Raw genomic sequence first — 19406 nt, 5'->3', positions numbered from 1 at the left:
CGCCTATCGGGCTTGGCCTGTCATGCGATGCCCTGCTTGCCGGGCGAGAGAATGTGGTTGGGATCGAGCGCCTGCTTGAGCCGGGCATTGAGCGCGCGGTTCGCCTCGCCATACTGGCTGGCTACCAAGTCCATCGTCGCCACGCCAGTGCGATAGGCCGCCCAACCGCGCTCGCCGAACGTCGTCACCATCTCGCGGATGCAGGCGTCGGCCTTGCGCTCTTCCTCGGGCACCGATTTGTCATAGAGAATGAAGATCAGGTGGTGCAGTTCGCGCCCGCCGATTGCATAGGCCACGGAATAGTCGAGATCGTATTTGCCCAGAATCTGCTTGGCCAGTTCGGTCTGCGCGCTGGTTTCCTCGCCCTTGGCCGGGGCCACCGGGGCAAAGCAGGTCATCCCGCCGCCGCGCCAGCGCATGATGCCCTTTTCCTCCAGCGAGAGCTGGCCGCTCATCAGGTTCTTGTGGTGGTTGAACCACTTGTTGCCACCCATCTCCTGCTCGGTCAGCACTTCGCCACCCGAACTCTCGAACGCGTGGCGCACGATCGGTTCGACCGCAGCGATGATCTCTTCGGTGCCGTAGAGGGCAAAGTAGGTATTCCACATGCCCAGGCCTTGGCGGCGGGCGAAGTCATGGATCACCGCATCGGGCACCGGGCCGGGTTTGTCCCAGATTTCCTCGCGCCGGTGGAACATCGCCAGTTGATAGGCCGCGCCCATCATCAGCACGACATTGGGGATGAGATTGTTCATGCGGAACGGGCGCATGGCATCCACGATCCGGGCCACATCGCCCATTGCATCGTGGCGCACCATGAACGGCTTGAACGCCGGCGGCTTGGGCATCAACCAGAAGCCCAGTTTCGTCACCACGCCAAAGTTCGACTGGGTGAAAATGCCATCGACATAAGGCCCATAGCCCCACTTGAACGCCTGCCAGGTGGTGGAGTTCTTGACCGAACCCATCCCGGTGCGCACCAGCGTGCCATCCGCCAGCACGACCTCCATCCCGCACTGCATGAAGAAGTGATCGCCATAGGGGGTATAGCCGACCCCGCGCTCCAGCGTATTGCCGAGCGGCGAGACGATCGGCCCAACCGTCGGCACGTCGATCCAGAACGGCAGGTCGTGCGCCACCAGATAATCGTGCAGGTCCTGGTAGGTCACGCCCGGTTCGACCAGGGCAGTGCCAAGGTCTGCATCGATCGCGATGATCCGGTTCATCCGCTTGAGATCGAGGATCATCTGGCCGCTGCTGGCCGGCGTGGCACAGCCATAACCCATGTTCTTGCCGGTGCTGACCGTCCACAGCGGCAGCTTGTGGCGATTGGCCACTTTCAGGATCGCCTGGACCTGCTCGACCGATGCAGGCGCCACTGCCCCGCTCGGGATATGCTCGCCACGCGGATCGGGGGTAAAGCTCTTGGCATAGGGCAACGTGCTTTCGGGATCGGCAAAGACCCATTCCGCCCCTACGATCGCCCGCAATTCGGCCACGACCGAAGCAAAAGCCGCACGATCGAGATGGACTGGCAGCACCCGCGGCCCATCGAGCGGGGAGGCTATCGCCGGCGTTGCCAGCGCGGCGGCACCGGCCACGCCGGCACGCATCATGTCACGTCGGGACAGGCTGCTCATTGCGCCAACTCCTTGGGATCGGCTTTGGACCGGCTCACCCAGACGGACAGCGCCCGCAATTCCGCGTCGGTGATTTCGGTGGGACGAAACGCGGGCATGGCAAGCGGCCCGGAACGGACCATTTGCGCGATGTAGGACGCAGGCAGCTTGCGGCCCCGGATAATCGGGGCCACATGGGCGCCGTGGCAATAGCCGCAGGTCGTGGCATAGATTCGCTCGGGCGGACGCGGCGTTTCCTGCGCCGAGGCACTGGCGCCCGCTCCGCACAGGCCGGCCGCCACCATAGTCCTGACCATGAGCAAGGCTGCCCTGCGTGCAGCCCGCAAGCAGGAACCCTCGCCGCTCCATTTCGGCATCATCCCGTCTCCCAATCGTCAGATTTTGTTCTGATCGCTGCCGCGCCAACTCAAATCAGACGCTTCGCAAGATTGGTGATGGCTAGGCACAATCTTTCATTGTGTCAAGTTTCAGTCTGCAGGACTCGGCGTCACGCAAAGGCGCGGCAGGGGGCGGCCGGCGATCTGTGCTGCCAGCACCTGATCAACCCCAAGAGATACAAGGATGATTTCAACGGTCTGCTCGGGATAGTCAGGCAGCACGAGGCCGCGCAGCATCGATCCCATCGCCGCCAGCGAGGTTCCCAGGATGCAATCGCGCGCGATGGCGCTGCTGACCGGACGCAGCAGCCCCGCCTTGATTCCATCGATCGCGGTCAGTTCGGCCTGCTTGTAGGTTTCCGCACCGAAAATGATGCCGTTGGCGCTGAGATTGACCATCGACCAACCCCAGCGCGGATCCTCGCGCGTCTTGTGCAGATAGAAGCGAATGGCGGCGGCTGCCCGCTCGCGCGGATCTTCCAGCATGGAAACCGCGCTATTCACCGCCGTCAGGAAATCGTGCGTCACTTCATAAGTGACCGCCTCGCGCAGTTCCGCCATGCCGGTGAAATGATCGTAGAACGTGGCCCGGGTAATGCCGGCACGCTGCGAAACTTCCTCGACGCGAACCTGAAGGCCATCCTGGCTGCCGAACAGTTCGAAGGCGGCCGCGATGATGCGGGCGCGGGTCTTTGCCCGGCGCAGTTGCCCGATTTCGATCCGCCGTTCGCTCGAATGCTTGGGGTCGGCCACGCTTGCTTCCTGTTGCTGATGCCCTTTTGCGTCTATCGCCGGCGCCGCCGGGGCAACAGGCGTAAAATGTGCCGCCACCCTTGGGCGAATAGGCTTCTATGCCGCCCTCGCCACCCGTTTCAGCAACGCTGGCATTGCCAATCCGAGTGCGATCGCGCGATAGGCATAGCTTGCCAGGAGCGCGAGCCAGATGCCCATGTCGCCAAGCGGTTTCAGCGCAAAATCGGTCAGCAGGTAAAGCACCAGTGCCACCAACGCAGCGTTGCGCAAGATGCTGCCCGCGACGGCGCCGATGAAGATGCCGTCAAGCAGCCAGCTGGCCACGCCGACCGTGGGGATCGCCGCGCACAACGGCAACATCGCCTCGGCCGATGCGCGGATGGCCGCGTCGGGGGTGAGGAATGCGATCGCATCGTTTCCGAAGATCAGGATCAACACCGAAAACAGCACGCCGCCAGCCAGCGAAAACTCGCCGGTCAACCGGATCGCGCGCAACAGGGCCGGCCGGGAGCCCGCGCCGATTGCAGCACCGACCCGCGCCTCGGCCGTGAAGGCGAATCCGTCAAGCACGAAGGCACTGATGCTGACGAACTGCATGAGCACGTGGTTGGCCGCCAGCGGAACCGGCCCCAACATGGCGGCCGACCGCGTAAACCATGTGAAGATGCCCAGCATGGCGAGCGTTCGCACCATGATGTCGGCATTGACCACGACCAGACGCCGGATTGCCGCTGCCTCGAGCAGTCGTGCCTGGCCAATGGCGCCCATCTGCCCCCGCCACGCCGGGCCAAGCACGAGGCGGATCGCAACGATGCCACCGCCCAGTGCGCTCCATTCGGCCAGCGTCGTACCGAGGCCAACGCCGCGCGCGCCCAGGCCCAGCCCGCCAACGAACAGCAGGTCGAGCCCGATGTTCACCCCGTTCATCACCGCCTGCACACCCAGCGCCAAGCGCGTGCGCCCAAGGCCCAGCAGCCATCCGTTGATGGCGTAGAATCCCAGCGCTGCAGGCGCACCGAACAGGCGCATGGTGAGAAACGCCCGCGCCGCAGCGCCCACGCCGCCCGGCGGCGCCATGATTGACAGGCTCATCGGCACGATCACCGGCGAGAGCGCCAGCACCGCCGTGCCCAGCGCGAGGCCGAGGCCGAGCCCGCGCAGGATGGTGGCGAGGATTTCCGTTTCGTCACGCGCTCCGTGCGCCTGCGCGGTGATGCCCGTGACCCCCATCCGCAAGAATCCGAAGGTCCAGAACACGAGGTTGAGGATGGTCGCCCCGAGCGCGACGCCGCCGAGGTTGCGCGCATCACTGAGCCGGCCGATCACCGCCACATCAACGATGCCGACCAAGGGCACCAACGCCTGTCCAACAATGATCGGCCAGGCCTGGGCGAAAATGACGCGCCTGCTAATCGTGGTCATGGCGTCGATCGGATCATGCTGCCGTCGGTTCCCCATATGGCGTTTACGGCCGCGCCCTTGGCAGCGCCGGGCCGGCCATGCTCATGAACCGACGCGAGCTCTTGAGCAATCTCCACTGCCTGCGCGGCGAGAAGAAATGAAAGATGTCCGCCATGAGGTTTACGGTTGCGAAAGCCTTCTTGATGACTGCGCTGAGAACATCACAACTTCTGACATAGTGTCAAAACCCGGCCATGAAGGTCGCTAGATGTTTCCGTGAACCCCCGATCTCGGAGAAATTTTTGAAGGCGAGGATTGGGATTCGCGCAAGTCAGCGCATGTACGTTCCAACGAATACGCGTGTACTTTGGATCTCTGGCGTAGATTGCTATCAGCTTCCAAAGTAACACCAGCACGCCCTCTCCACCGCCGTCCACATGCGCCAAGTTTACGCATAGCTCGTCGTCGGACTTGTTAAATTCCACGAGAAGATTCGCCGTTCCCATTCGAAATGTAATCGGCCTGCCAAACGCTAGTAATACGTCCAGGTCATCTGGAGCAAGAACCTTAAGGGCGTCGATCGTAAGTCCTTCGATGTTCATATCACGGCGTTAGCACAAAAAACCTCTCGCCGCCCATCCTGCCCGGCTATTGCGGGTCTTCGAGGCTGAACTGGTCGTCGTCCTCGTGGTAGGTAAAGACTTCGGCATAGCGGCCCCAGTTGGTGACGGTCTTGAGCGTTTCGCTGGCGAAGTCGGGGCTCATGTGGTCTTCGAGCTCGTCGCGGAAGCGGCGGGCGGGTGCCTTGTGGCTGGCGCGTTCATCCAGGATGCGGCGGATGTGGCCGGCCAGCGGAACGTGGGCGAGCAGGGCTTCGCCGAACATCGCCTTGCGGTGATCGACATCGGCCTGGGCATAGCGGCGCGCGGCAGGGGTGAGCAGCAGTTGCGCGCCGCGCAGTTCGGCAAAGCGCAGCAGTTGCAGGGTTTCGGCCATGGGAAACAGATCGTCGATCTCGAAATTGAGCGAGTCGGCCAGTTCGGCCATGCTGGCTTGGCCATTGAACGGGGTGCCGTCCACTTCCTCGATCAACCCGGCGAGCGTGTTGGTGGAAACGTGCGGCAGCACCATGGCGATGCCGGTGCCGGGGAACACCCCTTCCCGCAAAGGCGCGACATCAGACGGGCGCGCGGTCATGCGGACATAGATATCATCGACCAAGGCGCGGAACGGGGGATCGAGGCGATCGCGCGGGCGCGGGATATCCACCTTGATTTCCGCCACGACCCGGCCGGGATTGGACGAGAACACCAGGATGCGGTCGCACATCTGGACCGCCTCCTCGATATTGTGGGTGACGATCAGGATCGACTGGATCGGCATGCGCCCTTCCGACCACAGATCGAGCAGATCGGTGCGCAGGGTTTCGGCGGTGAGCACGTCGAGCGCGGAAAACGGTTCGTCCATCAACAGCAGCGCTGGATTGACGACCAGCGCACGCGCAAGTCCGACGCGCTGCCGCATGCCGCCCGACAGTTCCTTGGGATATGCGTTTTCAAAGCCGTCGAGGCCGATCAGGTCGATCGCGGCGAGCGCGCGGGTGCGGCGTTCGGGTGCGGGCACCTTTTGTGCTTCCAGCCCGAGTTCCACGTTTTGCAGCACGGTGAGCCAGGGGAACAGGGCGAAGGTCTGAAACACCATGGCCACGCTGGGATCGGGGCAATCCGGGCTGGCGATGCGCGTGACGGTGCCCTGGCGCGGCTGGATCAGGCCGGCGATGGAGCGCAAGAGCGTGGACTTGCCCGAGCCCGAGCGGCCGAGCAGGCCGACAACCTCGTTCTGATAAAGCATGAGATCCACGTTTTCGAGCACGAGATGGCCGCCCGGTGGCGGACCGTAGAAATGGTTGAGGCCCTTGACCTCGATCAGCGGCCGAGCCGGCACGATGGTTGCCATGGCGGATACTCCGGAGAAAGTGGGGTCAGGAAAGGCGCAGGCGACGTTCGCCGAAGGCATAGAGCGGACGCCAGACCAGGCGATTGAAGCCCAGCACGAACAGGCTCATCACGGCGATGCCCAAGGCCACCTGGCGATAGTTTCCGGCCGTGGTGGCATCGGCAATATAAGCACCCAGGCCATGGGCGCGAAGATGATGATCGCCCCAGGTGACCACTTCGGCGACGATCGAGGCGTTCCACGAGCCGCCCGAGGCGGTGAGCGCACCGGTCACGTAATAGGGGAATACGCCCGGCAGCGCGACCTGGCGCCACCATTGCCAGCCTTTTACGCCGAACATGCCAGCCGCCTCGCGCAGGTCATTGGGGATGGCGCTGGCCCCGGCGATCACGTTGAACAGGATATACCACTGGGTACCCAGGATCATCAGCGGCGAAAGCCAGACATCGGGTGCGAGATCGAAGCGGACGATGGCGATGACCGCAAAGGGGAACAGGACGTTGGCCGGAAAGGCGGCCAGGAACTGCGCGACGGGCTGGACTCGCTCCGCCAGCCGCGGGCGCAGGCCGATCATGACGCCGAGCGGCACCCACACCAGGCTGGCCAGCGCGATCAGCACGATCACGCGCAGCATCGTGATCAGCGCATCGCCCAGGGCCTGCGTGAGATCGGCCATGGTCAACCAGCTGAGCAGATAATGGCCGGTCCAGCCCAGCGCCACCGCCACGCCGAGCCACACCCCGAGTTGCCAGGCCCGCTCTGCCCAAGGGCCTGGCTGACGCACCCGCGCTGCCCCTGAACGACGCGGCCGCGGTTCGAGCGTGAGGAGCAAGCGGCCAAGCGCACCAAGCGGCGCCAGCACCACCGGCAGCAACCGGGTGCGGCGCAGCAGGCCATGGAACCAGCTGCGCGGGGCATCGGCACCGGCGGTCTGTTCGAACCGGAAGCGATCGGCCCAGGCCACGATGGGGCGGAAGAACAATTGGTCATAGGCCAGGATCACCACCGCCATCGCCCCCACCGCCCAGCCGACTGCGCGGAAATCCTGCTGCTGGATCGCCAGGGCAAGGTAGGACCCGATCCCTGGCAGCGTGGCGGTGGTGTTGCCCACGGTGATGGCTTCGGATGCGACGACGAAGAACCAGCCACCCGACATCGACATTATCGCGTTCCACACCAATGCCGGCGTGGCATAGGGCAGATCGAGGCGCAGGAAGCGGCGCAGCGGTGACAGCCCAAAGCCGTGGCACACCTCTTCCAGGTCGTCGGGCACGCTGCGCAGCGACTGATAGAAGCTGAACGCCATGTTCCACGCCTGCGAGGTAAAGATGGCAAAGACGCTGGCCAGTTCCACCCCTAGAACGCTGCCGGGAAACAGGTTCATGAAGAACGTGACCGTGAACGTGAGGAAGCCCAGGATCGGTACCGATTGCAGGATGTCGAGCGCGGGGACGATCAAGCGGCCCGCATGCCGGCTGCGCGCGGCCAGCGTGGCCACCACCAGGGTGAACACGGTGGAGGCGAACAGCGCGGCGAACATGCGCAACACCGTGCGCAAGGCGTAATAGGGCAGATGCGCCGGATCGAGCGTGACCGGTTCGAGGTTCAGGCTGGAGAGCGGCGCCACCACGCCCTCGGCCGTGCGAAACACCAGCACGGCGAGCCCCGAAAGAATGGCGAAGGCAATCGCATCCTCCCGGTTGGGCCGGGAGAGACGCAACATGCGCGAAAAGCTGGGCAGGCGGGTGGACGTCATGATCCTGAGGCCCTTTTAGAAGCCGGCGTGGACGCGCAGGGCAAAGACATTGGCCGGGCCGCGATCGCGGTTGTAGCCCGGATTGGCGATGTGCTGGTAATCGAACGTCAATGAACCCCACCCGACCGGGCGGAACGCGTAATAGGCCTCCACGATCTGCTCGTTGCCGGGATCGGGCAGCGCGCCATCTCCGACCAGCACACCCAGCCCGCCGGCGGCGAGCCAGCGCTGGTGCGCGGACGAGATGCCGTTGACCACGCCGGCCAGGGCCACGGTGTCCTGCGGGCGGCCCCAGGCTTTGCCCTGCAGCGCTGCACCCAACGCGACGGTGCGATCGATATCGGTGAAATCATACGTTTCGATGGTGCCGTCGCTGTATCCCGCGCGCAGGAACAGGCCGAGGTTGGCAGTAATTTCCTGTTCGGCATTCATGGCGATGCCGAGGCGATCGCGCATGGTGCGCACCGGTGCCAGATCGGGCGCCTGGCCGGTGGCGCGGGCCAGGGCCAGTGCATCATCGAAGCGGGCAAAGCGACCGCGGTTGCGAAACGCGGTGACGCGTACCGCACCAGGATGGCCACCCAGGGAAAAACGCCGCTCCCCTTCCACGATGATGGCATTCTGCCGAAAATCGCTTTCCAGCGCGATGCCATTGGGGACCTTGGACAAGTTGTAGAGCCCGGCCCGCAGGGTCCAGGGGCCCTGGTACCATTCCGCGGCGACGCCGTAGGTATAGCCCCAAGCGTTGGCGGCGTAATCGAAGCTGCCGGTATCGACGAGGGACCAATTGAGGAAATCGCCGCGCGGATCGTGGGCATAGCGGTTGGTGTCGAATACATCGCCAACGCCCATCTTGCCGGCCGTGATCACCACACGGTTGGCCGTGGTGACGCCGCGCAGCTGGTTGATCCCGGCATCGAGCGCAAGGGCACTGCCGCCGAGCGCAATCGTCTGCCGCAGGAACGCCCGCTGCAGCTTGAAATAGGGGCTGAACTGGCCAACCTTGTAGGCCTCTGCACTGGGAAACCCGCCGGCGCCCAGCGTGTTCGACAGGCCAAAGCCCTGGTCGATTTCGGGATTCACCCAGATTTCCGCGCCCTGCCAGGGCCGCGCGCCAAGATAGAGCGTGACATCGTTGGTGGCCTTGACCTGGCGCGGCGCCAGGCTGTTATCCCCCATATAGGGCGAGGCAAAGCTGCCGACGCCCTGGGCCACCAGGGTATACTGGCCATGGATGGCGGCAGCCTGATCCGAGGCTTGATCTGGCGTGTCGGCAAATGCCGGCGCGTGGGCCAGGCCACAAGCGGCAGCGCCGGCAAGAGCCAGCCGGCCAGTCCTGCAGCCATCAATCCATGCAGCCATCACGCGCGTCACCGCCGCGTGCCTAGCGGCGGAATGTGACAAGCCAATGTTGCGAAGAGCGGACGCGCGCAGGGCGCGCGCCACGAGCGGGAAAACGATTCCGGTCATTCATTCGGTCCTTGGTCGGGAAGCAGTCACCCGACCGGACCGAAGACACATCACACGACGTGCCGCGCAATCCGGTTGGGCAAGCTGCCGGCCGCAACGCAAGCGCCAGTGAGGCTTTCGAGCCTACTGTCTCCCTCGTCGGCGGCATGTTTGCAACTTCGCGGCATCATGAGATTCCTTGGAGATCATCGGGCCAGCCCCACCCCGCTGATGCGGAATGGGGGCGACTCGACTTGGGCGCCCCTGTACCCTAGGGGAGTATGGTATCAAGTTAAAAAAGGGACAGGATCGTGAGCCACGTGGCCGCCGAGAAACAGAAACTGCTCAACCGTCTCAAGCGCATCAAGGGACAACTCGACGCGCTGGAGCGGGCGGTAGGCGCCGAGGTGGAATGCGCCCGCGTGCTGCAGCAGGCGACGGCGTGCCGCGGCGCATTGGAAGGGTTCATTGCCGAAGTAATCGAGGACCATATTCGCGAGCACATGGTCGATCCCAGCCTGCCTGGAAGCGACCCCAAGACCCAGGCCGCCGAAGAACTGGTGGCGATCATCAAGGCCTATCTGCGCTGAGCCCTGGGCTGCCGGCCCGGCGGATGACCCCGTGTTGTTTGCAATTGGCTACGCCGATGCTGCGGTATAGGGTGCCGCCGATGAACCCGTCGCGTCCTCTGGCCACAGCCGAAACCGTTACCACGCCACCTGCCACGCCCGCCCCGAGAGACGGCCGCTCCCGCGTGCGCCCGGACCGGCCGCTGCGCCCGCGCGAACTGCAGGACTGGCTCAACAGCCGGATCTATCACCCCCTGTCATGGCGCATGGCCTGGGCGCTGGCGCCCACGCCGATCACGCCCAACATGGTCTCGGTCTTTGGCGCAGCGATGGTGGTGGCAGCGGGCATCGCCTATTGCCAGCCGGGCTGGCCCTGGACCGCACTGCTCGGCCTGGTGCTGCACATGAGCTGGCACGTGGTGGACGGCGCCGACGGCGACCTTGCGCGGCTGACCAAGCGCAGCGGACCCAACGGTGAGATGGTCGACGGGCTGTGCGATTATGGCAGCCATACCGTGGTCTATCTGATGCTCGGCTGGTGGCTGCAGCAGCATGTCAGCGCCTGGTGCTGGATCGCCGTGGTGGCTGCGGGGCTAAGCCGGATCGTGCAGGCCAATCATTACGAAGTGCAACGCCGGCAGTATCAGTGGTGGGCCTATGGCAACGCCTGGCTGCGGCAGGATGACGTGCCGATCACCGGGCCCGGCACTGCGCTGGCACGGCTTTACCTGCTATTGGGCCGTGCCCTGGCGCCGGGCGGCGCCGAGGTGGATGCCGCGTTCGACCGGCTTGCGAGCGACCCGACGCGTGCCGGCAGGGCGCACGACATCGCCCGCGCGCATGCGGCAGACCTTTTGCCGTCGTGGCGCATCCTGGGCGCGAACAGCCGCACGATCCTGCTGGGCCTGGCCGTTCTGGCCGGATCGCCGCTTTATTACTTCCTGTTCGAGGCGGTGCTGCTCAATCTGGTGCTGATCGCCTCGATCCATCATGCGGGCAGCGCGGCAAAGCGGCTTGAAAAAGATTTTGTCGCCTCGCTGGGTGACGCCTGAAAAAGCCGGTGAGAGCGGTGAAGCGTTGCAAGAGAGCGGCGAAGCGAGCGCTTGATTGCAACATAGATGCAGCACGGCAGTCATAATGTAACAAGTGCTCCACCCTCCATTGCCATGTTCCCAGTATTGCTCTATTTTGGCCATTCCGGTCCGGACCGTCCGGGTTCCACCCATTCCACCCTGTGCAGGGGCACGATGGGCAGCACCGCGAAAAGGCAGTTTCGTTTGAGTGTCAGGCAGGCATCTCGCTGAAAATCAGCTGGGGCGCCGGTCTGGCCGCAGGAGAATTACCTAAAATGCCATCGATCAAAGTCGCGGTTATTGGCGTCGGGAACTGCGCCAGTTCACTGGTTCAGGGTGTTTTCTATTACAAGAACAACAACTCTTCCCAAGGCCTGATCCACGATGTCATCGGCGATTACGTGCCCGGTGACGTGGAATTCGTTCTGGGGATCGATGTCGATGCCCGCAAGGTGGGCAAGGACCTGGGCGAGGCGATCTTTGCCGCACCCAACAACACCACCGTGTTCTACAAGGACGTGCCGACCATCGGCGCCAAGGTGATGCGCGGGCGCGTGCTGGACGGCGTGGCCGACCACATGACCGTGGCCGGCGAACGCGGGTTCATCGTGGCCGAGGGCGAAGACCCCAGCCAGGCGGACATCGTGGCAGCGCTCAAGGCGTCAGGCGCTGAAATCCTGCTCAACTTCCTGCCCGTGGGTTCGCAAAAGGCCAGCGAATTCTACATGGAATGCGCGCTGGAAGCCGGCGTTGCCGTGGTAAACTGCATCCCCGTGTTCATCGCCAGCAACCCGGAATGGGAAGCGCGCTTCCGCGCCGCCGGCCTTCCGATCGTGGGCGACGACATCAAGGCCCAGGTGGGCGCCACCATCGTGCACCGCACGCTGTCCACGCTGTTTTCGGCGCGCGGCGTGACCACCGAGCGCACCTACCAGCTCAACACCGGCGGCAACACCGACTTCCTCAACATGCTCGACCGCCATCGCCTGTCGAGCAAGAAGGAATCGAAGACCGAAGCCGTGCAGGCCATGCTGGCCCAGCGCCTGGCCGAGGAAAATATCCTCATCGGCCCGTCGGAATACGTTCCGTGGCAGAAGGACAACAAGATCTGCTTCCTGCGCATGGAAGGCGTGCAATGGGGCAACGTTCCGGTGAACCTGGAACTGCGTCTCTCGGTGGAAGACAGCCCCAACGCTGCAGCTTGCGTGATGGATGCGATCCGTTGCTGCAAGGTGGCGCTGGAACGCGGTGAAGGTGGCGCGCTGATCGGCCCGTCGGCCTATTTCTGCAAACACCCGCCGCAGCAGTTCATCGACGATGTCGCCCTGCGCATGGTGGACGAATATATCGCGGCGGTGCCGCAGGCCGCCGAATAAGCATGGATACCGCTGCCGGGCTGCGGCCCGCCAATGCCGTTGTCGTGCCCCGGCATGCGGTTATCCTGGCTGCTGGACTGGGATCGCGCCTGCGCGATCTCAGCCAGTCGAAACCGCTGACCCCGGTTTGCGGTTTCCCCTTGCTGGAACTGGGCGTGCGCCAGGCCGCCGCTGCCGGCATTGCCCATATCGTGGTGGTGACCGGGCACGAGGCCGCCCGCGTGGAAGCCGCCCTGCCCGATCTTGCCGCCCGCTGCGGCGTGACGATCACGGCCGCCCGCGTGGCGGACTGGACCCTGCCCAACGGCCATTCGGTGATCGCCGGCGCCGCCTTGGTGGATGGTCCGTTCCTGCTGATGATGGCAGACCACATCTTTTCCGCTGAAATCTTGCAACGCCTGACGGGCGAAGGCGCAGACACGCGTGATGTGACGCTGGCGATCGATCGGCGGCTGGACAATCCGTTGGTCGATCCTGATGATGCCACCTGGGTACGCACGCGCCCAGACGGCACGATTGCCGCGATCGGCAAGACCATCTTTCCCTATGACGCCGTCGATTGCGGCGCATTCCTGGCCACAGCAGCCTTGCCGGCCGCAATTGCCCAGGCCGTTGCCCAGGGCAAGCCGGGATCGCTGTCTGACGGGATGCAGGTCTTGGCCGATGCCGGCCGCGCCGCGACTATGGAAATCGACGGCGCCTGGTGGATCGACGTGGATGACCCCCGCGCCCATGCCCAGGCCGAAGCCGACCTGCCCCAGGCAATTCCCGCGCTGTTCAGCCCGGCGATCTGATCGCCAGATGCGCACGCACGCGCCGGTTCACCCGGCGGTATGGTGCAACGCGAAGGCGTGAGTGACGGCAATCAACCCCGCGCAACCAGCAAGAGCGAGCCAGGGCAGCCAACCGGCACGGCGCGTCATGCTGCCATCCGCATTGCGGGCATAGTCTTCGACCAAGGCGTGCGGGAACACACCCTTGTCCTGGACATAATGGCGCCAGGCGAAGACCGGCACGATCAGCAGCAGAGCGATAAGGCCGTTACGCAGGGTACCCGCGCCCCAGACATCGGCGCCCGCCCCCATGAAAGCCATGTTGACGAAGCCGAAAGTGCAACCCAGCGCCAGGAGCCAGGTGGGGCAGCGGAACGGACGTTCCCGCTCTCCGCGATCGATGCGATGAATCCAGCCGGCCTGGAGATTGAGGAAATTGAACGCCAGGTAGCAGACGTTGCTGATCATCAGTACGGCAAAATAGTCTGATGCCAGGAGCAGGATGAGGTTGAAGCCCAGGTCCGTCCACATCGCGGCGGTGGGGGCACCGTGGCTGTTCACGCGCGAGAGATAGCGCGGCAGCCAGCCATCGACCGAAGCCTGGTACAGCGTGCGCGAGGATCCCATCATCGACGTCATCACGATGAGCAGCAACGACAGGATCAGCATGGCGATGAACAGGTTGGCAATCAGCACGCCCGCATGGCTGGAGGCGACCAGCCCCAGCCCCTTGACCACGATGGCCGCCAGTGCCTGCGCCACGCCAGAGCCATCGTAGATCGAGGGCGATAGCATCGCATCGAGGCCGAGCGAGGCCTGGAAAGCCAGCGGCACCAGCGCGAAGACGAGGATGCACAACACGCCCGAGGCGATGATCGCGCGCGGCGTATCGCGCGCCGGGTTGCGGAATTCGCGGGTGTAGCACACCGCCGTTTCAAAGCCGTAGGTGGACCAGCCGGCTCCGAACATGGCGCCCATGAGCAGGACGAGGCCATAGCCGTTCCACGAACCGAACCCGGCATGGCCCGCAGCATCACGCAGCATCGGCAGGAGGGGGAAGAGATGTTCGCGCGGCAGGTTGCCGGTGAAAACCGGGATGAGGCCGACGAGGATCAGCGGCGCGAGGCACACCAGGCCCAGGATCTTTTGCGCGTGGGCCGCGCGCGCGGCGCCGCCGTGCTGCAGGGCAAATGTCAGCAGCAGGAACGCGGTGGCGATGAGCGAGACCGCGTTGATGCGCAAGCTGAGGCCGGGGCGCACGAAGCCGAGATCGACCAGCTTGATCTGCCAAGTCATGATCGCGGCGTCGGGCGCGAACAGGCTGGCCATGATGTACCCCGCAGCCAGGCTGGTGGCGAGGGTAAGCACCGGGGACCAGGCGAGCCAGTTGGCCCAGATGGAAATGGGCGCGACGAAACGGCTGTAAGGCAGCCAGGCGGCCGCGCCATAGACCGAGGCGCCGCCCGACTTGTGCGGATAGAGCCCGGCGATTTCGGCGTAGACGAAGCTTTGGATGAAACCCATCAGGATCGAGGCGATCCACACCACCCAACTGGGCTGGCCGATCGTGGCGGCGATGCCCCCCATGGTGAGCAGCACGCCGGCCGGCACGCCCGAGGAGGCCCAGAACGCCCCCTTCCAATCGAGCGAGCGATGCAGTTCGCCGGCGGGGGCGGCCAGGGCCGTGGCGTGGTCTTGACCGCTCATCGCTGCTGCGTCTCCCAGTGGGGGTGGACGTAATAGGGTTCGTTCGACGCAGGCAGCAGCGGCTTGCCCAGGATATGGTCAGCCGCCTTTTCCCCGATCATGATCGTGGGCGCGTTGAGATTGCCGGTGGTGATCGAGGGCATCACCGAGCTATCGACCACGCGCAGGCCGGAGACGCCGATCACGCGCAATTCGGGATCGACCACCGCCAAAGGATCATCAGGGCGGCCCATGCGCGCGGTGCACGAAGGGTGCAGCGCGCTTTCCACTTTGTCGGCGATGAAAGCATCGATCTGTTCGTCGGTAACACAATCGGCGCCGGGCTGGATTTCCCGGCCACGGAATGCGGCAAAGGCGGGCTGCTGGAAGATTTCGCGCGTCAGGCGCACGCAGGCGCGCATTTCGGCCCAATCATCCGGGTGGCTCATGTAGTTGAAGCGGATCGCCGGCTTTTCGCGCGGGTCGGCGCTGCGCAGCGTGACCGTGCCGCGACTTTTCGAGCGCATCGGGCCAACGTGGGCCTGGAAGCCATGCTCCGTGGCGAGCGAGGAGCCGTCGTAATTGATGGCCATCGGGAAGAAGTGGTACTGGATATCAGGATAGCGGATGCCCGCGCGGCTGCGGATGAAACCGCAGGATTCAAAGTGGTTGGACGCGCCAAGACCGGTGCGGCGGAGCAGCCATTCGAGGCCCACCTTGGCTTTCCCGACCAGATTGGCATGGCCGAACAGGGTGATCGGCTGGGTGCAGGCCATCTGGAAATAGAATTCCAGGTGATCCTGCAGATTGGCGCCGACCCCGGCGCGATCGGCCAGGACGGGAATGCCATGGCTGGCGAGTTCATCGGCCGGGCCGATGCCCGACAGCTTGAGCAACTGGACCGAATTGATCGGGCCGCCCGACAGAATGACTTCGAGGCTGGCGCGCACGGTATGGAGGGTGCCGCCACGCTCGTATTCCACGCCCACGGCGCGCGTGCCTTCGAACAGGATGCGGGTGGCCAACGCGTGCTGTTCAACTTTCAGGTTCGGGCGCTTGACCGCGTCATAGAGGTGCGCCTTGGCCGACGAACAACGTTCGCCGTTGCGCACGGTCATGTCCATGCGGCCAAAGCCTTCCTGCTGGAAGCCGTTGTAATCCTCGGTCAATTGGTAGCCAGCCTGGCGCGCGGCCTCCATCCAGGCGTGGTGGAGCGGATTGTCGAGCGTGCCATAGGTGGTGGAAAGCGGGCCATCCCCTCCACGATAGGCGTTGCCGCCTTCGGCGCGGGTTTCCGCGCGCTTGAAATAGGGCAGCACCTGGGCATAGCCCCAACCATGCGCGCCCTGTTCCTGCCACTCTTCGAAATCGAGCGGATTGCCGCGCACATAGACGAGGCCATTGATCGAGGAGGAGCCGCCCAGCCCCTTGCCGCGCGGGCAATGCAGGCGGCGGTTGTTGAGGTGGGGTTCGGGTTCGGATTCGTAGCGCCAGTTCCACCGCGTGGTGTTCATCGGATAGGCCAGCGCGGCCGGCATCTGGATGAAGATCGAGCGATCCGAACCGCCGAATTCGAGCAGCAGCACGCGGTGGCGGCCGTCGGCGGTGAGCCGGTTGGCCAGGACGCAGCCGGCCGACCCTGCCCCCACGATCACATAATCGAAGGTTTCGGCGTCAGTAGGGGGCATCGATCGGCTCCATGGCGACATAGACGCTCTTGAGGCGCGTATAATGCTCGATGGCGGCGCGGCTGTTTTCGCGGCCGAGGCCCGATTGCTTGACCCCGCCAAACGGCAGTTCGATCGGCGTGATGTTGTAGGTATTGATCCAGCAGGTACCGGCATCGAGCGCCGCCACCACGCGGTGAGCGCGCGTGATGTCTTGCGTGAACACAGCGCCGGCGAGGCCGAACTCGGTGGCGTTGGCACGCTCGACCACCTCGGCTTCTTCGGTGAAAGGCAGCACGGCCATGACCGGGCCGAAGATTTCCTCCTGCACGATGGTCATGCCATCGTGGCAGGCAGCAAAGACCGTGGGCGCGACGAACGCGCCCTTGTCGCAGCCGTTGGCCGTAACGCGGTGGCCGCCTGTGACAAGCGTAGCGCCTTCGGCCTTGCCCTTTTCGATGTAGCCCAGGACCTTGTCCATGTGGGCCTGGCTGATCAGCGCGCCGACGTGGGTGGCCGGATCGGCGGGATCGCCCACCACCATCGCTTCGGTGCGCGCCTTCAACCGGGCAAGGAAATCATCGATGACCGAGGCGTGGACGAACACGCGGGTACCGTTGGAACAGACTTCGCCGGCGGAATAGAAATTGGCCAGGAGTGCGCCAGACACCGCATTGTCGAGATCGGCATCGGGAAACACGATGAGTGGGCTCTTGCCGCCCAGTTCCAGCGTGACCTGCTTGAGCGTGGCGGCAGCGTCAGCCATGACCTTGCGGCCAGTGCCGACTTCGCCCGTCAGAGAAATCTTGGCGATGCCGGGATGACGCGAGAGCAACTGGCCAGTGGCGGCAAAGCCCTGAACCACCTGAAACACGCCTTCGGGGACGCCGGCCTCGATATAGATCTTTTCCAGTTCGATCGCGGTGAGCGGGGTGAGTTCGGCAGGCTTGAAGATCATGGCATTGCCGCAGACCAGCGCAGGCGCCGATTTCCAGCAGGCGATCTGCAGGGGATAGTTCCACGCGCCGATGCCGGCGGTGACCCCCAGCGGCTCGCGCCGGGTATAGCCGAACGCGCCAGGGCCAAGATCGACATGCTCTCCGGCAATCGTGGCCGCAACATTGGCATAGTATTCTATGCAGTCGGCGCCCGAGAGCACATCGACGGCAATGGTTTCTTGGATCGGCTTGCCGGTATCACGCGTTTCCAGCAGGGCGAGTTCATCGTTGCGCGCGCGCAGGATTTCCACGGCTCGGCGCAGGATGCGGCCGCGCTCGGTTCCGGTGAGACGGGCCCACTGCTTCTGCGCGACTTTGGCGCGAGCCACGGCGGCATCGATTTCCACCGCCCCGGCAATTGGGATCGTGGCGAGCACTTCACCCGTGGCGGGATTGATCGTTTCGAAGGTAGCCGGTGCCATCATGCCCTCTGTCTGGCGTCACAAGCACACAGAATACGTGATGGCGCGGCGGAATCAATTTTTCCGAACTGTTGGGGATTCCGAGCCTTCTGGAAATTACTATAAAAAACAATTATTTATTTTGCTACACCTATCACTGACCCCGATGTGACGCATTAAGTTTACTTATGCGACGGGTCAGGCAGGCAACGCATCTACCGCACCGCGCCACAACCGCAGGCGCAGTTGTTGCCACTGCGGCACACCCCATTCGTGGGGGCAGGCATGGCCAACGATGCTGTCGAGGGGATTGGTGTCGTCGAGAAGCATGTCCTGCGGGGGCAGCGCTTCGCGTTCGCGTGTGCAGAAGAAGGCCGTAACGTGGGGACCGGTATCCTGTCGGCGGCCGGGCTGGACCAGTGCGAGCCGATTGGAACGCAAGCGCACGACCATGCCAGGCGGAAAGACGCCGATGCTTTGCATGAACGTGAACAGCAGGTCGCGATCGAAGTGGCCCTCCCAACTCCACATCGCGGCCAGGGCCTGGGGCGGTGACCACGCCTGCTTGTAGATGCGATCCGACGTCAGCGCATCATAGCAATCGCAGATCGCGCCAAGCGCGGCGGCGCGGCTGATCTGGTGGGCAGCCAGGCCCAGAGGATAGCCGTTGCCATCCTGCCGTTCATGATGATGACGGCAGACATCGAGCGCCGTGGCACATACGTCCCCCGAAGCCTGGAGCAGGCGAAATCCGTGTTCGGGATGATCGCGAACCACGGCGAACTCTTCCCGCGTGAGCATGTCGGGCTTGTTGAGCACGTCTTGCGGGATGCCGATCTTGCCCAGATCGTGCAGCAACCCGGCCTGGCCATAGTCGCGCGTTTCCGCCTCGCTCAATCCCAGGAACGTGGCAACGTTGATCATCAGCGTGCACACCGCCACCGAATGGGCGAAGGTATATTCATCCTTGCTCTTGAGCCGGACGATATCGAGCACGGTGCGCGGACTGTTGGCCACCGCCTGGGCGATATCGTCAACCAGCTGGTGGGTATCGGCCACGCGCACTGCGCGGCCCATCCGCGCATCGTCAAACAGGCCACGCATGGTTTGCCGCGCCTGGCCGACCATCTGCTGGACCTGGCGACGGCGCTGGCGAGCGATGCTTTGTGCCAACGCGCCGGAACGATCGGGTGGGGGAACGGGCACGCGGCGGCAATGCCTGGGAGCAGGTGCCGGGATTGCCGGCGGGCGGGCGGCGGCTGGCGCGGCATCTGACGCTGCGCCTTCGTGCTTGGCGCCGCGCGACTCATCGATGATGACGTAGGGCACGTCGGCGGCGTGCACCTTTTCGAGATCGTCATGGCTCGCGATGACGAAGCGCGTCCGCCAGAACGGATGATCGAACCACGATCCGCCGAATCCGCATATGAACATGCCAAGCTTGACGTGTTCGGGAGGAATCTGGCGGATCATGCCGGACAGAATGCGCGGGCCGGCTTCCCGCGTGGCTAAGCGGGCGACAGGGAAAACC

General features: G+C 64.3%; 15 protein-coding genes. 4 read left to right on the top strand and 11 right to left on the bottom strand.

Features of this window, described 5'->3' with window-relative positions; genetic code table 11:
• Positions 1-20 precede the first annotated feature (20 nt).
• The 7 genes from FHW94_RS12695 to FHW94_RS12665 all read right to left on the bottom strand — a co-directional run bounded on the left by FHW94_RS12695 (position 21) and on the right by FHW94_RS12665 (position 9245).
• Positions 21-1640, bottom strand: a complete 1620-nt coding sequence (locus FHW94_RS12695) for an FAD-binding oxidoreductase (RefSeq protein WP_168556221.1) — start codon at positions 1638-1640, stop codon at positions 21-23.
• Positions 1637-1936: a cytochrome c gene (locus FHW94_RS12690; RefSeq protein ID WP_168556220.1), complete on the bottom strand. Its 300-nt coding sequence runs from the start codon at positions 1934-1936 to the stop codon at positions 1637-1639. The genes FHW94_RS12695 and FHW94_RS12690 overlap by 4 nt, the downstream gene beginning before the upstream one ends.
• A gap of 171 nt (positions 1937-2107) precedes the next feature.
• Entirely contained in the window at positions 2108-2770 is a 663-nt protein-coding gene (locus FHW94_RS12685) for a TetR/AcrR family transcriptional regulator (protein ID WP_168556219.1), read from the bottom strand.
• Between the two features lie 96 nt (positions 2771-2866).
• Positions 2867-4192 carry an MATE family efflux transporter gene (locus FHW94_RS12680; RefSeq protein ID WP_168556218.1) on the bottom strand — a complete coding sequence of 442 codons (1326 nt, stop codon included), beginning with the start codon at positions 4190-4192 and terminating at the stop codon, positions 2867-2869.
• Between the two features lie 627 nt (positions 4193-4819).
• Entirely contained in the window at positions 4820-6127 is a 1308-nt protein-coding gene (locus tag FHW94_RS12675; RefSeq protein WP_168556217.1) for a nitrate/sulfonate/bicarbonate ABC transporter ATP-binding protein, read from the bottom strand.
• A gap of 25 nt (positions 6128-6152) precedes the next feature.
• A complete protein-coding gene (locus FHW94_RS12670; RefSeq protein ID WP_168556216.1) occupies positions 6153-7883 on the bottom strand; it encodes an ABC transporter permease subunit in 1731 nt (576 codons plus the stop codon).
• Between the two features lie 15 nt (positions 7884-7898).
• The gene (locus FHW94_RS12665) at positions 7899-9245 is read right to left on the bottom strand and encodes a carbohydrate porin (RefSeq protein ID WP_168556215.1); all 1347 of its coding nucleotides are present in this window, start codon (positions 9243-9245) and stop codon (positions 7899-7901) included.
• Positions 9246-9643: 398 nt separating this feature from the next.
• Here FHW94_RS12665 and FHW94_RS12660 point away from each other — a divergent pair, with 398 nt between their 5' ends.
• The 4 genes from FHW94_RS12660 (at position 9644) to FHW94_RS12645 (ending at position 13144) form a co-directional block, all read left to right on the top strand.
• Positions 9644-9922, top strand: coding sequence for a metal/formaldehyde-sensitive transcriptional repressor (locus FHW94_RS12660; RefSeq protein WP_168556214.1), 279 nt, complete (start codon positions 9644-9646; stop codon positions 9920-9922).
• A gap of 80 nt (positions 9923-10002) precedes the next feature.
• Positions 10003-10953, top strand: a complete 951-nt coding sequence (locus tag FHW94_RS12655) for a CDP-alcohol phosphatidyltransferase family protein (protein WP_168556213.1) — start codon at positions 10003-10005, stop codon at positions 10951-10953.
• Between the two features lie 296 nt (positions 10954-11249).
• The gene (locus tag FHW94_RS12650; RefSeq protein WP_168556212.1) at positions 11250-12350 is read left to right on the top strand and encodes an inositol-3-phosphate synthase; all 1101 of its coding nucleotides are present in this window, start codon (positions 11250-11252) and stop codon (positions 12348-12350) included.
• 2 nt (positions 12351-12352) lie between these two features.
• The gene (locus tag FHW94_RS12645; protein ID WP_168556211.1) at positions 12353-13144 is read left to right on the top strand and encodes an NTP transferase domain-containing protein; all 792 of its coding nucleotides are present in this window, start codon (positions 12353-12355) and stop codon (positions 13142-13144) included.
• 27 nt (positions 13145-13171) lie between these two features.
• Here the strand turns inward: FHW94_RS12645 and FHW94_RS12640 are convergent, their stop codons facing one another.
• From FHW94_RS12640 to FHW94_RS12625, 4 genes are all read right to left on the bottom strand, one after another.
• Complete coding sequence (locus tag FHW94_RS12640; protein WP_168556210.1) at positions 13172-14830, bottom strand: APC family permease; 1659 nt, start codon at positions 14828-14830, stop codon at positions 13172-13174.
• Positions 14827-16497 (bottom strand): choline dehydrogenase, encoded by a 1671-nt coding sequence (gene betA, locus FHW94_RS12635; protein ID WP_168556209.1) that lies wholly within the window; start codon positions 16495-16497, stop codon positions 14827-14829. Before betA ends, FHW94_RS12640 begins: the two co-directional genes overlap by 4 nt.
• Positions 16484-17896 (bottom strand): betaine-aldehyde dehydrogenase, encoded by a 1413-nt coding sequence (gene betB, locus FHW94_RS12630; RefSeq protein WP_246866118.1) that lies wholly within the window; start codon positions 17894-17896, stop codon positions 16484-16486. Before betB ends, betA begins: the two co-directional genes overlap by 14 nt.
• Before the next feature lie 177 nt (positions 17897-18073).
• Positions 18074-19348 (bottom strand): HD-GYP domain-containing protein, encoded by a 1275-nt coding sequence (locus FHW94_RS12625; protein WP_169476782.1) that lies wholly within the window; start codon positions 19346-19348, stop codon positions 18074-18076.
• Positions 19349-19406 lie beyond the last annotated feature (58 nt).

Origin of the sequence: Novosphingobium sp. SG720 (assembly GCF_012275365.1) — a bacterium.
Taxonomy (GTDB): Bacteria; Pseudomonadota; Alphaproteobacteria; order Sphingomonadales; family Sphingomonadaceae; genus Novosphingobium; species Novosphingobium rhizosphaerae.
The sequence above is the reverse complement of the archived record's forward strand: the minus strand, read 5'-3'. Positions and strand labels throughout refer to the sequence as shown.